A 14,106-nucleotide genomic window follows, 5' to 3' on the forward strand; every position below is an offset into this window, starting at 1 on the left:
CCAACGTGAAAAGACACATCTCATCATGTGTCTTTTCCTCTTTCTTTATCTTACACTTTCCCTATTAAGAAAAGACTGAACGAATTCATCGTCATTTAACTCGGGATAGGTCACATAGACACGGTCAATTTCTTCTGACTGTCCAGAACTTAATACTTCATGATCCATTAAACACCAATTCCCTTGTAGAAGTCCTTGTCTTCTTAGAACCTCATTAATTCCAGCAATGCTTCCTTTAAAATCATTTTTGGAATCAAAGAATGCAGTGTTCGCATCTGTTACATTTTGAGCAATAGTAAACCATTTCTTATCGACTTGATTACTTTCACGAGCAAGTTTTTGTTGTTCAAACAATTTTACTGCTTCATGCGTCCATACGGACCAATGTCCCAAAAGTCCACCAACAATTTGTTTAGTTACTATTTTACCTTCCATTTCAAAAGCATATGAGGTAAATAAATCCGCAATAATATTATCGTCATTTCCTGTATAAAGCGCAATTTCATCTCTTCTGGAAGAAGCACACACAGCACGTAATACATCTAAAGTAAGATAACGATTGAATGGAGCAATCTTAATTCCTACTACGTTTGGTATTTCCGCAAACGATTCCCAAAAATCATAACTGAAAACTCGGCCACCTACAGCTGGTTGGAGATAGAATCCAAACACCGGCAACTCATTTGCCACTTCTTTCGTTCTTTCCAAAAGTTCCTTTTCAGAATATTCATTTAATCCACCGTTACTTAATAATACCATATCGTACCCAAGAGATTTAGCAATTTTTGTTTCTTCTAACGCTTGCTCAGTGCCTCCGCAAACACCTGCAATTTTTAAGAAGGGGCGTTGTAATTGAGCTTTCTCTACTTCTTCCATCGCAACTCTAAGAACCGTTTCATATAAATTAAAAGCAGGATCTCGAATTTCAAATTGAGTCGTATGAACACCTACAGCAATTCCACCTACACCAGCTTCCATATAGTATCTTGTCAATCTTCTCTGCGCCTTCTCATCCAGCTTTTTATCTCTAGTCAAGGCTAGAGGATGAGCTGGAATAAATGCTCCATCATGTAAATGCTTAATTAACTCCGGTGTTAATGCCATTAAAACTCCCCCTTCCTCTCTTGGAAGTGAGTTGGTTTATTAATCGTCTCTCCATCATTCGCAACCCAATCAGCTGTCCATTCAATCATTTCTCTTATGGAAACTCGCGGATAACCAAATAATTTATGCGCTTTACTTGCGTTATTTAACAGTGCATTATCTTGCTCTGCTCCAACAAAGACAGGCTTTTTACCAAACAAGCGACCAAATTCGTTAGCGAGCCATCTAACGGAAAGTGTTTCTGGACCAGTTACATTAAGAATAGTTGGAGGTGTACTTGCCAACAATAACGAGCGAATCGCATATTCATTGGCATCCCCCTGCCAAATAACATTTACATGTCCCATCGATAAATCAAGCGGCTTTTCATTATAAACGGATCTAGCGATTTCAAGTATTACTCCATACCGCATATCAATCGCATAATTTAATCTAAAAATAGTGAGAGGCGTTTGATCCTTTTGGGAAAAATAAGTGAAAACTCTTTCCCTACCTAAAGAGGATTGGCCATATTCCCCAACTGGAGCAACTGGATGAAGCTCCTCACACCCTCCAAAATATACAGGCACTAATGGATATACGTTCCCCGTTGAAAACGCAACAATATTGGAACCTTTAAAATGTTCTGCTACTCTACCAGGTAAATAAGCGTTCATTGCCCATGTATAATGCTCATTACCAGTAGTCCCGAATTTATTACCTGCCATATAAATCACATTCTTCTCTACAGGTAGACGCTTCAACTCTTCTTCGTTTAGTAAATCAGCAGCAATTGTCTCGATTCCGGCGCTTTCTAAATCCTCTTTCAATGTCCCAGATGAAAAACGAGAAACACCGATTACTTTCTTATTAATACCAGCCTCGTCGATCGCTCTCTTTGCCATCACCGCAAGCGTTGGCCCCATTTTCCCACCAATACCTAGAATAATGATATTACCTTCTATATTAACCATATCCTCAATCAATGCAGCAGATGGTTCTGTCATTAAGTTTTCTAATTCTTCAACTGTTTTCAACCTATATCCCCCTTAAGAAAAAAAGATGTTTTTTACATTGTTAAATGCTAGATAAAATAATACGAGCAATCCTATAATCCCTAAAACATTACTTAGCGTTTTATTTTTAAGCTCGCCCATAACCTTCTCATCATTTGCAACGACTAAAATCGAGATAGCGATGAAAGGTACAACAAAAATCGTCACTGCTTGTGCAAAGATAATTAAATTCAATGGTGCTGATCCAAAAACAATCCCAATCACGGAACCAAAGAGTATAACGAGAATTATTGAAAATTTTACTTTCATATTCGATAAGTTATTTCCGACTCCAAAACCGTCCGCCAATAAAGATCCACCGATTGTTGCATTTCCCATAAGAGATGAAAAGGATGCACCAAACAAACCAAGCATGAAAACAAATGTAGACCAACTTCCGAAAAGCGGTTCTAACGCCAACCCCATTTCAGTAGCATCATTTACGATGAGCCCCTGTGGTTTTAAAATTGTTGCAGCAGTAATCATAATAAGAAATGAAATAAAACCTAGAAGAAAAATACCTAAGAATGATTCTTTTCTGCCACTACCTGCATCAGAAATCTTCCAGCCTTTTTCTTTTACTAAATACGATTGATACAAGGCACCTACAATAGAAAAGCTCGTTGCAAATAGCGCTATGATTAACCCTGTACTTCCTTTAGGAATAGTTGGGATGAACCCTTTAAAAATATCAACTAAAGAAGGTTGAACCAAAATTACGGTAATAAGAAAAGCCAAAAGCATAATGACTACCAAAACAAGCATTAGTTTTTCTAGAATTTGATAAAATTGTTTTGCAAACAACAAAGCAATGGATAATAACGTAAAAATGACAATCCAAACTGTCGGATTCAAATTAGTAACTGTAGATACGGCTATACCTGTACCAATCGCATTTCCTGCTTGGAAGGATGCAGTTACGAGAAATGCCCCTATACCTATTAGTAATCCAGCTACAAAACCCCATTTTTCCTTAATAACTTCTATGAAACTCGATTTCGCTGCTATTCCAATCCTCGTGCTCATTTCTGTGTAGACCATCATCAGAATGACAGCCAATACAAGCGTCCATACTAATTGAGACCCATAAACCGCCCCTATTTTGGACGACAACGTAACACTACCAGGACCAAGAACCAACGCCGAAGTAATTAAAGCAGGACCTAGATAATTAAAAATATTTTTCTTTGTGCTAACCTTCCTACTTGTCACAGCTCCCAATTTTGCCCCTTCATTCACATTCATTCCCCCATCTAATTAATTATTCTGAATACTTATATAATTATATTAGCTTATCAAAACAATTAATGACATGACTTAAATACGTCTTTAATTAAGGAGGAATTCCATAATAAGGATGAGCGAGACAAATGAAACTGTGAACGCGACAAACCTAAGATAGCTTACATATAGAAAAGCAAACACAAGGTTAAAAGCAATTACTAAACAGACGATATTACTATAGAAGTAATATCTTCAATCTAAAATGAATATAAAGAATGGGGTGTGATCCATAACATTGTGTCCTTTCATTTTAAAGGAGATTTAGAAAGATGAAGAGATTACTAGTTTTTATTACTGCATTTATTGTTTTATTTTCAACATTTAGCACTGTTTCTGCGGCTCCGTTATTTAAAGATGTAGGAGATACATATTCTGCTAAAGCTGAGTTGGATTTTTTAGCTACTAAAGGAATAATAAAAGGAGATCCAACGAAGAATTTTGACGTTAATAAAGAGATAACACGCCTAGAAGCTGCTGAGATGATAATAAAATCTTTAGGATTAGATACGACAAATCGGTCTGCACTTATTTTCACTGACATAACTCCAGATCACGCCGGTTACCCAATTATTGCTGCCATTGTGGATGAAGGGATAATGAAAACAGATGAGAATGGTGCATTTAATCCAGATGCTCCTTTTACAAGAGGGGCAAGCGCAGTCTTTCTTGTTAGAGCTTTTGATTTTAAGGGTACAGTTAAAACGCCTTTTGTGGATGTGTTAGCAAATTATTGGGTTTCAGAGTCTATCAATATTTTGCAAGCAAACAAAATTGCCACAGGCTATTCAGACAATACATATAAACCACTCGCTAACATTACGAAAGTGGATTTTGCCATTCAACTTGCTCGTACTTTAAATCCAGATTTCCGGAAGGTTCCTTTTACTCCAATTCCTGAAGCTGTCTCTTGTGAGAAGCCTAGCAAAACAAAAAAAGTTAAAGTAAATGTTCAAGTTACATCTCTTTGGCATAAACCCGGCATTGACCGAGCTGTGGACCGAGCTTCTATCAACAAACCAGTGGACATTTCTAAGTGGATGAAAAGTATGAATTTATCACAGAAATAGTGGCTCGTAGGCAAAACGGAGACTCAAGCGATGAAGTAGTCGTTCTACAAAAAAGCGGAAAGTGGACCAAAATTGCAATAAAAGATCAGTATGTACCTTATCAAAAGGAAGGATATCCTGGTTGGGTTCCTAGTTCCCATTTATATGAGACAACAACAGATACAACTAATTGTTCTATCGCTATAGTAAATGCCAAAACTTCTACTCTATACAGCGATAAAAACAAAAAGAACAAATATATAGATATCAGCTATACGACTATCCTTCCAGAAGTGAAAGAAGATGGAGAATGGTTACACGTACTTACCCCACAAAACGAGTAAAATACTTACCTAAAAAAGATGCAAAGGTACACAAAAACTATGCAACAGTTCCAAAACCAACCAAAAGGATATTGTAAATAGTGCTAAAATGTTCCTTGGCCCTCCATTATTTATGGGCAGGTACATCATCATTTGGTTTTGATTGTTCAGGGATTATCTATTCTGTTTACAAAAATCACGGAATCCTCATTCTCGTGACTCCTTTTACCAAGCAACGAAGGGAACACCAGTTGCAAAGAAAAACCTACAACCTGGCGATCTAGTCTTTTTCGCTGGCAATAGAGGAAAAGGAAAAGTTTATCCTGTGGGCTTATACATTGGAGAAGGAAAAATGCTTCATGCACCTAACTCTTCAGACAAAGTAAAAATTGAATCTATATCGGCTGGTGTCTATAAAACAAACTATTCAGGTGCTAGGAGATATTTGAAATGATATAAAAATGCCTTGCAAGGATTTACTCTTTGCAGGGCATTTTGTTAATAAGATAAATTATTCTACAGATATTACTTCTACAGGTTCAGGTGGTTCCACAGGGTTTGTTTCTTCAGGATTAGGGTCTACAGGGGTTACAATTATCTCTGGTTTGGTTCCATTTAATAATCTTAACTTCGCTTTAGAAGGTGTTTCATACCTTATGGCTGAATTCTTTTGAAAGAATGCCCCCGCTCCAACACCATATAATCCACCTTGTGTACTTTTATAACTGTAAACTCGGTATTCTTCTCCTTTTTTCAAGTCGCGGATTTTGGTTAGAGAATTATCTTTTTCCAGTTTCCACAATGTTGTATTCGAAAGGATCGTTACTTTACCAAGTTGCCCTAATTTTAATTCTGTTTTGCCCCATATTACTCTTGTACTAGCATTAGTTGTGGATGTATTAACGCTCAATACGGAAATTAAAAGAATAGATACAATAGCTACTTTTTTTAGCATTACAATTCCTCCTTCTAATTTGGAGTAAGTTATTATTCTACTTTAAAATAAAAAGGATATTTCTACTATACGTTCTTGAGGAATTAATAATGTAATAAATCAAAGTATGCAATTATATAAATGAACCCACCTAGGAGTCATTTATAAAAGTGTTTTCTAATCACTAGGTTTATAGAACTAATTAATAGTAGAATTTGATCCTTCAACTCTGTATTCAAGTTGATCTTGGTTGACTAATCCTGTGGCATCAATAATACGAAGATAAGAAGAATTATTATATCCCAACTCCAGTTTAATAAAATCTTCTACTTTAAGTGAGTTTCCATCGACATAATTAACTTTTACAACAGCTGATCTCCCCATACCGTCATCAATTTTAATAGTACCAGTTAAGAATTCTTTAGGATGCATTTAGAAAAGTAAAATCTAATGTATCAGAGATTGTTACTCCATCATTATCTCTATCTATCCATTCTTTGATTCAATCGTTTTCCAGTACTCTTTGACAATACAGTATTCTTATTCTTATAGTTTCTCTCTTCTTTCAATAATCTATCCTGTAGTCAAGGTTCTTAATCGCTTCACTCATGACACAAAAGGATTACTTTTCTTATAGTATGGATGTCAATGTACTTCTTAATTGCTTTCTATACAGGTACAACATCATAAACAAGAAATATAATACACTAAAAAAACTAACCTTCTCCTCTAAATTTCAACGGAGTAGGTTAGTATAAAACTCAGAAGTGTTTCATCCAAAAATGGATAGAGTCCTTAACTTATAATATGTGCTGTAATATCACCGTTACTTTCCAAATGTAACTGTACGGAAAATATATTTTCTTTTCCATCAACCTCTATTTTCACACGATATATAGTAGTATTATTTATTTCTCCTAAATCGCTTCCAGTCGCTATAAAATTTATCGTGCCTTGACCAATTTTTAGATCAGTTATTTCAGAGGTAACTGTTATTCCATCCTTATAAACTGCAGATTCCCACGTATCAGTGCTTTCCTCCATTAGAGATACCTTTATATCATCTATTGAATCGATTGTATTATTCTTAACGACTAGGTTGTTGTAAATGAATGGACTACTATTTTCTATAGTGAAAGTTTCCCAAGAAAAAGTAAAACTCAAACGATCAATAACGTGAAAATGAAAAGATGTTCCTATGAAAGAATATGTTCTATTCTCCTCTGCATAAAGAATATTGAGTTTATATCGATCGGTAGTACCTTCAACTTGAGAGATTGTAATCCCTTCTGAATTACCGCCAATCTTAATATTTTCGATTAATTCTTCACCACTAGTATTTTTTGCAGTAAATAAAATTTCTCCTAAAGAGCCTTTTTGTATATCCGTTAAACTAACCACGTATTCGATTTGATATTCTGAAGTTTCTATTCCATCTTCTGCAGTAACCGTTAATACTGCCCCTTCTTCTATAATATCTTCATCATTCATTTCAGCACCCGCATTTTTTAACTTATATGTTTGGAATGAGTAATCAGATGCCTTCAAGTTATTTAATAACTGCTTTGTTGTGACACCTTCAAAAACAAATACCTTTTTCTTATCGTTAGAAACTGTGGATATATTGTCTAATGGTTCTTCTACTAAGCTAGTATTACTACTAGATGTTATGCCCTCATTTGAATCGATGGTAACTTTTATAATTTTTGATCCAAGGTGAATGTCTCCTCGCTGCAACTGGACTTCTACGTATTCATTTACAGGAGTCCCCGTTTTATTTTGACTCTTCAAGATCAATTCGTTTAAATCGATCATTAAAAATCTAGAACCCCTAACTACATAGTAATCAGAGCCTTTTTGCTCTACTTTTTGTCCAACTGCTACAACATTAAAATCGATAGCATCATCTGTATTAACGCCCTTAAATAATCGTTCTGTTAAAATAGAACCATCTGAAACATCAGCTTCTACCATAACCTCTGAAACTATTTCGGCATCAATAATTGGCTGCGAAAATAATCTCTGAGCCTTACCAACCACCCATTTTAAAGTTGCTTTTTCGGTATATGCATTATCCATTTTTTCTACAGCATTTAAAGCTTCATCTATATCACTTTGAGTAACTCCATCTGCAAGTTGTTCTTCATAATTCTCTTCTTTAAAAAGTTGATACACTGCATTTCTTGCAATAATGTATTGATCTAATTTTAGCATTTACTACATCAACCATTACCTTTATAGCATCCGCAGTTTGTAGATTAGTTTTATTCTTTCGTAATTCTTGTTTATATGCATCCATACTTAAAGAGTCAAATTGAACTCCATTGGTAGGTTCGGTGTCTGGATGTTTATTCTTAAATCGATAAATATTAGATAAGAAGCTACCAAATTGACCTATCCCATCTTCTATTCCATCCAACATTTCATAAAGAACAAAAATGTTCAAATCTTCATCATTGTACCCTTTATTCAAATATCCTGTTGGTCCCTCACCTCTAGCATAAAACAGAGAATATAAACTTGGTTTATTTGCTTTTATTTCTTCTAGATATAAGTTTAAGGTTGGTATTCCATCTTCAAAAGTCCACGAATAGTTTTTGAAGTCTTTAATCTTATGCACTATTCCATCTTGATAAAAGTAAAAGTGACTGATTATTTCCGAAACCGAGTTATCTTTAATTTTTGTGTTAGTTCTTATCGATACCCAATCATTCTGTTTGATTTCTACTTTTTCTAAAGATCTCCATTCTAACTCATAAGATTCAACCAAATCCAAAATAACCCCATTTTCGTCCACTAAGTATATAACCACCTCATGATCATGCCAGACAATAAACTCATCACCTTTATGATATTCAATAGCCTCTACTGGTACTTGTTCCCCTTTTGCATGGAGAGGGGTTACTCGATCACCTTTCTCCTCAAGAGTGTATTTTACGATATTATTACCTTGATTTTTCATATCTATCTTTACATAACCAAATCTTCCAGCTACAAACCATGCCCTTGCTTTAAAATTATCCGTATTTAATTTATCCTTTAGTTCTAAATTAAATTTCTCATTGAATACACCCGATATTTTTTCAATCTTATCTTCAGCTTGATAGTAGTTAACCACTACCTCCTTTGCTGTTTTACCATTTGGTGGTTCAAAATTGCCAATTACCGTATCATTTCCAATAAAAACTGTGGATTCTGTGTTATTCAATGTAAGATTTTTTATTGCACCATTTGTATTTAGTGTTATCCTCTTGTTTGAATCAATCTCGAGATTATCAATATTACTAAAACCTGTTATTACAACGTCATTTTTCGATTTAACATAGACGTTTTGAATCGTTCCGCATAAATCAACTTTAGATACACTATTTTCAATTTTCACTTGCGGGAGCGTAATGTAATCATCAGCTGAAATTTTTCCATTTGCCAACAATTGAATTGATTTAACTTCTGTATTAACTCCTGCACTAAAATAAACATCTTCTTTAGCAATTTCTGTTGTTCCAATCGTGGAATTACTAAAATTAACGTAAGAACTCGGCAGTTCTTTTTCACCTGGATTCAGAGTGGATGAAAAAAGTTTTTTTCTATCGCCCCTTCTACGATAGATGTCTTACCTTTTACTGTAATATTGTTTGCAAAAAAATTATATTTGGTATTTGGTGATATAGTAAAATCACCGTTTACAATTACGTTATTAATCGAATAATCATCTCCATTTACCACAACAGAACCTTCAATTATTGCTCCATTTCCATTTAAGAACACAGGATCCATATCACCAGAACCACTTTTATTTAGTTCAAGTTTTGTTACTTTTACTATTTCGCCATTTTTGACATCTAGTATAACAGTTGCGGTTTCTAATGCCATTGCATTTTCATAGCTAAAAAGCCTTTGTAAATCCTTAGATACTTTATATGACTTTCCATTCACGGTCACGCTTTGATTTGCTATATTACCTACTGTTCCAGATATTTTAACGGTTGGGTTTTCACTTCCACTGGTTGGTGGCGTTTGATCCGATTCTGTATTTTCATCAGTTGACGTCTCATCTTTACTATTCCCGCCACTTGTTAAAGGTGGACTAACCGGCGTTTTAGACTTTACTTCCCCAACTAGTTCTTGTACTCTTCTTACTTCTTTTAAAAGAGTATCAATGTAAGAAATCTTTTCAGGATTTGGCAGTTTTTCAATTAACACGCTCACACTTTCAAGCACTTTTTTGGCCTGTTCTTTTTTTCCTTCATTCATTATTTTATCTGCCTGTGCTACTTTCATGTAAATCGTTACTGGAATCATTAGATCTTCACGTTTACTGTCCGAAGTTTTTTTATATTTCTCTAGTAGTAAATCACGAGATGCTTTGCCAGAAAAACGGTATAAAATAGAAGTTCTAGATTTAAGTTGTACAGATAACTTATGGTAGGCTTTTTCAATTGACGCCAAATCATTTACCGCTTCTGCTACCTCAATTTCTTTCAGCAATGGTTCTAAATATGCGGTTGCATAATTATAAGCATCAATATATGGTATTAAACCTTTTGTAATTTTTTCATTGTACAAAGCATCTATTTCCTTTAGATAGGCTTTTTTCTTATTTTCATTTAGATTAGATGTAAGTATTAAGTTTCTAATATTATGGTAGCTCTTTTTAGCACTATTTAACACTGGATATAAACTGCTAGCCTGCACTAACTCCCCTTTCAATGCAGGATGAACATAATAGGTGGGGGCTTTTTTCAGTTCTAGTTTAATCACTTCAATTGATTGATCTAATGAAGTTGTTTTTCCTAATGCAGGTGGTGTAAACGACAATACTGTTGCTGAAAATAATACTGTTGCTATTGTTTGTTTTAATAGTTTCTTCTCCAAAATCTAAATCCCCTTTAATATACGTATTACATTAATATAGTGCTTTGTATATAAGAGTATTCTACTATTTGAGAAAAAAATGAAACACATCAGAAATCTAAATCAATAGAATTAAAAGAAAAATAACGAATGGTATATTAGATAACAAATAAATAAAGAAATTCATGTACAAGCTGAGGAGAATAAAGCTCGAAATCAGAGGCGCTATTGGCATATAGAACATAGCTTTCGGATGAAGAGGAATCATTTGTTAAAGAAATAATATTAAGCGAGCAGACCATATGAAGCTAGTTAGCCACATTTTAAAAGCTGATTTTTAAAAAATATTAGTAGTTTCTAATTAGTTCTAATACAAAGGCCACTCAAGGAGTAATTACTCTCTGAGTGGCTATTTTTAGGTATTGTGGACATATGGACCATCTAACTAAAAATCAGTCAAGAACATTTCATTTTCAGTATCGTAAATATTTAGCACTTTATATCCATCTACTGATTGTTCCATCTGTAAAACCCAGTAGAAGGTTGGTTCTCCTTCTATATCTTCTTGAAGATAAAAGACCTCAGTTGGATTAATACTATAAAATTCAAATAAGTCCTCAATACCCTCTTTAGCATTTTCATTCATTAGTTCAATATGCGTTTTACTAATTTCCATTAGATTTAACCGTTCAAATTCATTGTCGACTTTTATGAATCTCTTAAAGAGTTGCTCTTTCATATAACCAACTGAATTTTCTGGACCTAAATTATGGAATTGAAGAGCTCTTTCGAAGAATACAGAATCAGCTAGCGTAGATTCGATGTAAACTTCTTTGATTAGAGCAAGTCTCATTTCCCTTTCTCTTTGTTGCTTTTTTAATACTTCCTCATATTCGGAAGTATCTTTTACCTTTGTTGCTCTTTCTTGCTTGGGTAGATTTAAACTTTCAATCACCTTTGTTATTTCCTCTTGCCAATTAGGGACTTCCACATATGATGGCTTACCCGTTGTTTGGTTCACATCTGCAGTAGCAAGACTTAAACTGTATAATTGATCTCCATTCACCATTTCAAAGTTTGAATTATCGTCAGTACTTAAGTAGCCAACATTTTCCTGGATGACTATCTCATCTCCATAGGCTTCATAATGTGGGTACAGAGAAGACTGTTCGAAGTTCATAGTGTTATTGCTAATCTGTAGGGATTGTTCTTCAGGTTCAAATGGAAGTTTGTTACCTGTATAATTTACAAACAAGCGATATGGTTCTTTCCCGTCATTTAAAAAATAAGTAGGTAATTTATAGTTTTCAATATTAACCTCAAAGAACTGCTTATATTCAGAATCAGTATTCATTTGATCTGCTATGTCCAATAATTGTTCTACAGAGTATGTACTTCCTTCATAGTTCATTAAATTTGAAATTGAGTTCATTTCATAAAGATAATCTCCATCAATGAAGACAATTTTCTTACTTCCGTTAGGAGCAATTAGATACTCCCGATTCGACTCAAGTTTGGTAAATCCTTCATCTAGGAAGAATTGATAGTCTTCCTTTTCGAAAGTCCGTATATAAATATTCAACGGAATTCCCGATGATTCTGTGCTAATGTCTTCTAAAGATATGTACAGATTAAAAGAATCTTCATCTATGTTAAGGCTTGAGATAGGTCTGTTCTGATGACCTTCTTGTATGTCGGGCAATTTGATCGTCTCGAGCTTGTTACTTATCTCATTTACCAAAGCCGGTACCGCTTCTTTAAGTTCAGTCATTTCAGCCGATTTTAAGCTTTTAACATCTTCCTTTACTGTTGAAGTCTCGGCAACTTGGGTTTTCGTTGTTTCCTCCTTGAGTTCGTCCTGCACTGTTTCGTTGCTACATCCAGCTACGATTAGCATTACAGCTGCAGCAACTATCCACTTTTTCTTCATCTTATTAGCTCCTATCATATTAAAAAAATCAAGTAGTTATACGGCTTTTTATCTATCCGAAAAATGTACTTCTATTTTGAAATAAACAACAAGAAAAAGCCCCTCAATAGAATTTCCATTGAAGGACTTAATTCTAGGTGTCATCGACTATTATCAGAATCACATTTGTGATATAGAGTCCTCTTAAATAGATACTATTTTATTTTCTTTACACTAAACTTACCCTCAACAGAGTTACCATCTAAAACAACACCAGTGTAATAATCTCCAGAAACACTTCCGACCAAATCAAGCATTATGTATCCACTTGGCTTTTGAATCCATTTACCTTGCTCTAAACTTAAAGCTCCAGTTACTTTATCATATTCGAAAAACATAATGAATTTTCCTTCAGGTACTTTAGGATTTGTTAAGGTAGGACCAAAAGCAAATTCTACTGTTTCTTCTTTTACCGTTAATGTTAATCTCGTTTCTCCTTGATTAGCAGTGTATGTTCCTTCCCATACACTTCCACTTATAAATTCAACGTTACCAGCTTGACCATTTAGTAAGGATAATTTTGATTTAGATGGAGTTTCGTATTTTACCTTTGTGTTCTTTTGAACGAAACTTCCGCCACCTACACCATAAAGACCTCCGTGGTTATTTTTATAGCTGTATACACGATATTCTTCACCTTTTTTCATTGCACGTACAGTTGATAGCGATCCGTCACCTTCCAATTTCACTAGTGTAGTATCTGTTAAAATTGTTACTTTTCCAATCTGTCCTAGTTTTAATTCTGTTTTACCCCACATTACTTTCGTTGCTGCGTCTGCATTTTCGGCATTGTATGTACTAAATCCAAATGCCAATACAAGTAGGAAAATTATCTTAAAAATTTTATTAAACATTTTATATCCCTCCAATACCTTTAATACTACATTTAGAAAATATATAAGTCTATAGTAATGTATACATTTTAAAACAAAAGTACTAATAACCTAATTTATTTTAAGTAAAAATATGTGAATTTTTTATACTCATTGGATATTTTTGAGTTTAAGTAAAGCAGAAAAAATTGGAGAAAAGTTGGTTTAGGAAAAGAAGAATGGAAAAACAAAAATAAAAAAACATGGAAGTATCTGTTTTATCGAATGCGATATTAATTACTCTCTTTCGATTCAATCGCATTATAGAAGTGAAGAATAATTTGTATCCCTTTCAAAATATAGGGAGTGCAACTTAAAAGAGCTATTAAATATTTTGAGTTTCTCCTTTGTATAGTTATTTAACAATTCACATCTGTAAATAAAGAAAAGCCCCTCAATCGATTTCTCGATGAAGAAGCTATCCCTATTCTCGCAACCCAGCATCTCACTTTCCATTGTTTCAATAGTTCTATTACTTACCAACATAGTTTTGTCGCTTTTCCAAGTTGTCCAATCTTTAATTCTGTCTTCCCCCACATTACCTTGGCACTAGCTCTTACATGATTGTTATTATCGGTTAGCATTGATATGAAAAGAATTAAACCAATTGCAGTTACTTTTTTAATCATCTAATTACCCCCTTTTAGATATAGTACAAAATATTACGTCAAATTACCTAGTATACT

General features: G+C 34.1%; 13 protein-coding genes and 1 pseudogene. 3 read left to right on the forward strand and 11 right to left on the reverse strand.

Annotated features, from left to right (window positions below):
- Window positions 1-45: 45 nt before the first annotated feature.
- From PGC35_RS02405 to PGC35_RS02415, 3 genes are read right to left on the reverse strand one after another with little or no spacing between them, the layout of a single operon-like run.
- A complete protein-coding gene (locus PGC35_RS02405) occupies window positions 46-1,104 on the reverse strand; it encodes a dihydrodipicolinate synthase family protein (protein ID WP_375218045.1) in 1,059 nt (352 codons plus the stop codon).
- Window positions 1,104-2,120 carry an NAD-dependent epimerase/dehydratase family protein gene (locus PGC35_RS02410; protein ID WP_375218046.1) on the reverse strand — a complete coding sequence of 339 codons (1,017 nt, stop codon included), beginning with the start codon at window positions 2,118-2,120 and terminating at the stop codon, window positions 1,104-1,106. Before PGC35_RS02410 ends, PGC35_RS02405 begins: the two co-directional genes overlap by 1 nt.
- Before the next feature lie 12 nt (window positions 2,121-2,132).
- Complete coding sequence (locus tag PGC35_RS02415) at window positions 2,133-3,383, reverse strand: Nramp family divalent metal transporter (protein WP_375218047.1); 1,251 nt, start codon at window positions 3,381-3,383, stop codon at window positions 2,133-2,135.
- 308 nt (window positions 3,384-3,691) lie between these two features.
- On the opposite strand from PGC35_RS02415, the gene PGC35_RS02420 reads away from it, so the two are divergent.
- The 3 genes and pseudogenes from PGC35_RS02420 (at window position 3,692) to PGC35_RS02430 (ending at window position 5,245) form a co-directional block, all read left to right on the forward strand.
- Window positions 3,692-4,489: an S-layer homology domain-containing protein gene (locus PGC35_RS02420; protein ID WP_375218048.1), complete on the forward strand. Its 798-nt coding sequence runs from the start codon at window positions 3,692-3,694 to the stop codon at window positions 4,487-4,489.
- Window positions 4,456-4,812 (forward strand): hypothetical protein, encoded by a 357-nt coding sequence (locus PGC35_RS02425; RefSeq protein WP_375218049.1) that lies wholly within the window; start codon window positions 4,456-4,458, stop codon window positions 4,810-4,812. Before PGC35_RS02420 ends, PGC35_RS02425 begins: the two co-directional genes overlap by 34 nt.
- Before the next feature lie 80 nt (window positions 4,813-4,892).
- Window positions 4,893-5,245: pseudogene (locus PGC35_RS02430) on the forward strand (C40 family peptidase).
- 57 nt (window positions 5,246-5,302) lie between these two features.
- Here the strand turns inward: PGC35_RS02430 and PGC35_RS02435 are convergent.
- The 8 genes from PGC35_RS02435 to PGC35_RS02470 all read right to left on the reverse strand — a co-directional run bounded on the left by PGC35_RS02435 (window position 5,303) and on the right by PGC35_RS02470 (window position 14,049).
- Window positions 5,303-5,746, reverse strand: a complete 444-nt coding sequence (locus PGC35_RS02435) for a hypothetical protein (protein ID WP_375218050.1) — start codon at window positions 5,744-5,746, stop codon at window positions 5,303-5,305.
- A 177-nt stretch (window positions 5,747-5,923) separates the two neighbouring features.
- The gene (locus PGC35_RS02440; protein WP_375218051.1) at window positions 5,924-6,157 is read right to left on the reverse strand and encodes a hypothetical protein; all 234 of its coding nucleotides are present in this window, start codon (window positions 6,155-6,157) and stop codon (window positions 5,924-5,926) included.
- Between the two features lie 363 nt (window positions 6,158-6,520).
- The gene (locus PGC35_RS02445) at window positions 6,521-7,939 is read right to left on the reverse strand and encodes a toxin Cry1Ac domain D-VI-related protein (RefSeq protein ID WP_375218052.1); all 1,419 of its coding nucleotides are present in this window, start codon (window positions 7,937-7,939) and stop codon (window positions 6,521-6,523) included.
- Window positions 7,884-9,158 (reverse strand): hypothetical protein, encoded by a 1,275-nt coding sequence (locus PGC35_RS02450; protein ID WP_375218053.1) that lies wholly within the window; start codon window positions 9,156-9,158, stop codon window positions 7,884-7,886. Before PGC35_RS02450 ends, PGC35_RS02445 begins: the two co-directional genes overlap by 56 nt.
- Before the next feature lie 128 nt (window positions 9,159-9,286).
- Window positions 9,287-10,600: a hypothetical protein gene (locus tag PGC35_RS02455; protein WP_375218054.1), complete on the reverse strand. Its 1,314-nt coding sequence runs from the start codon at window positions 10,598-10,600 to the stop codon at window positions 9,287-9,289.
- 424 nt (window positions 10,601-11,024) lie between these two features.
- Entirely contained in the window at window positions 11,025-12,509 is a 1,485-nt protein-coding gene (locus PGC35_RS02460) for a hypothetical protein (protein ID WP_375218055.1), read from the reverse strand.
- Between the two features lie 194 nt (window positions 12,510-12,703).
- Window positions 12,704-13,402, reverse strand: coding sequence for a hypothetical protein (locus PGC35_RS02465; protein ID WP_375218056.1), 699 nt, complete (start codon window positions 13,400-13,402; stop codon window positions 12,704-12,706).
- A 494-nt stretch (window positions 13,403-13,896) separates the two neighbouring features.
- Window positions 13,897-14,049, reverse strand: a complete 153-nt coding sequence (locus PGC35_RS02470) for a hypothetical protein (RefSeq protein ID WP_375218057.1) — start codon at window positions 14,047-14,049, stop codon at window positions 13,897-13,899.
- Window positions 14,050-14,106: the final 57 nt, after the last annotated feature.

The sequence above is a fragment of the Psychrobacillus sp. PGGUH221 genome (assembly GCF_042055255.1).
GTDB lineage: Bacteria > Bacillota > Bacilli > Bacillales_A > Planococcaceae > Psychrobacillus.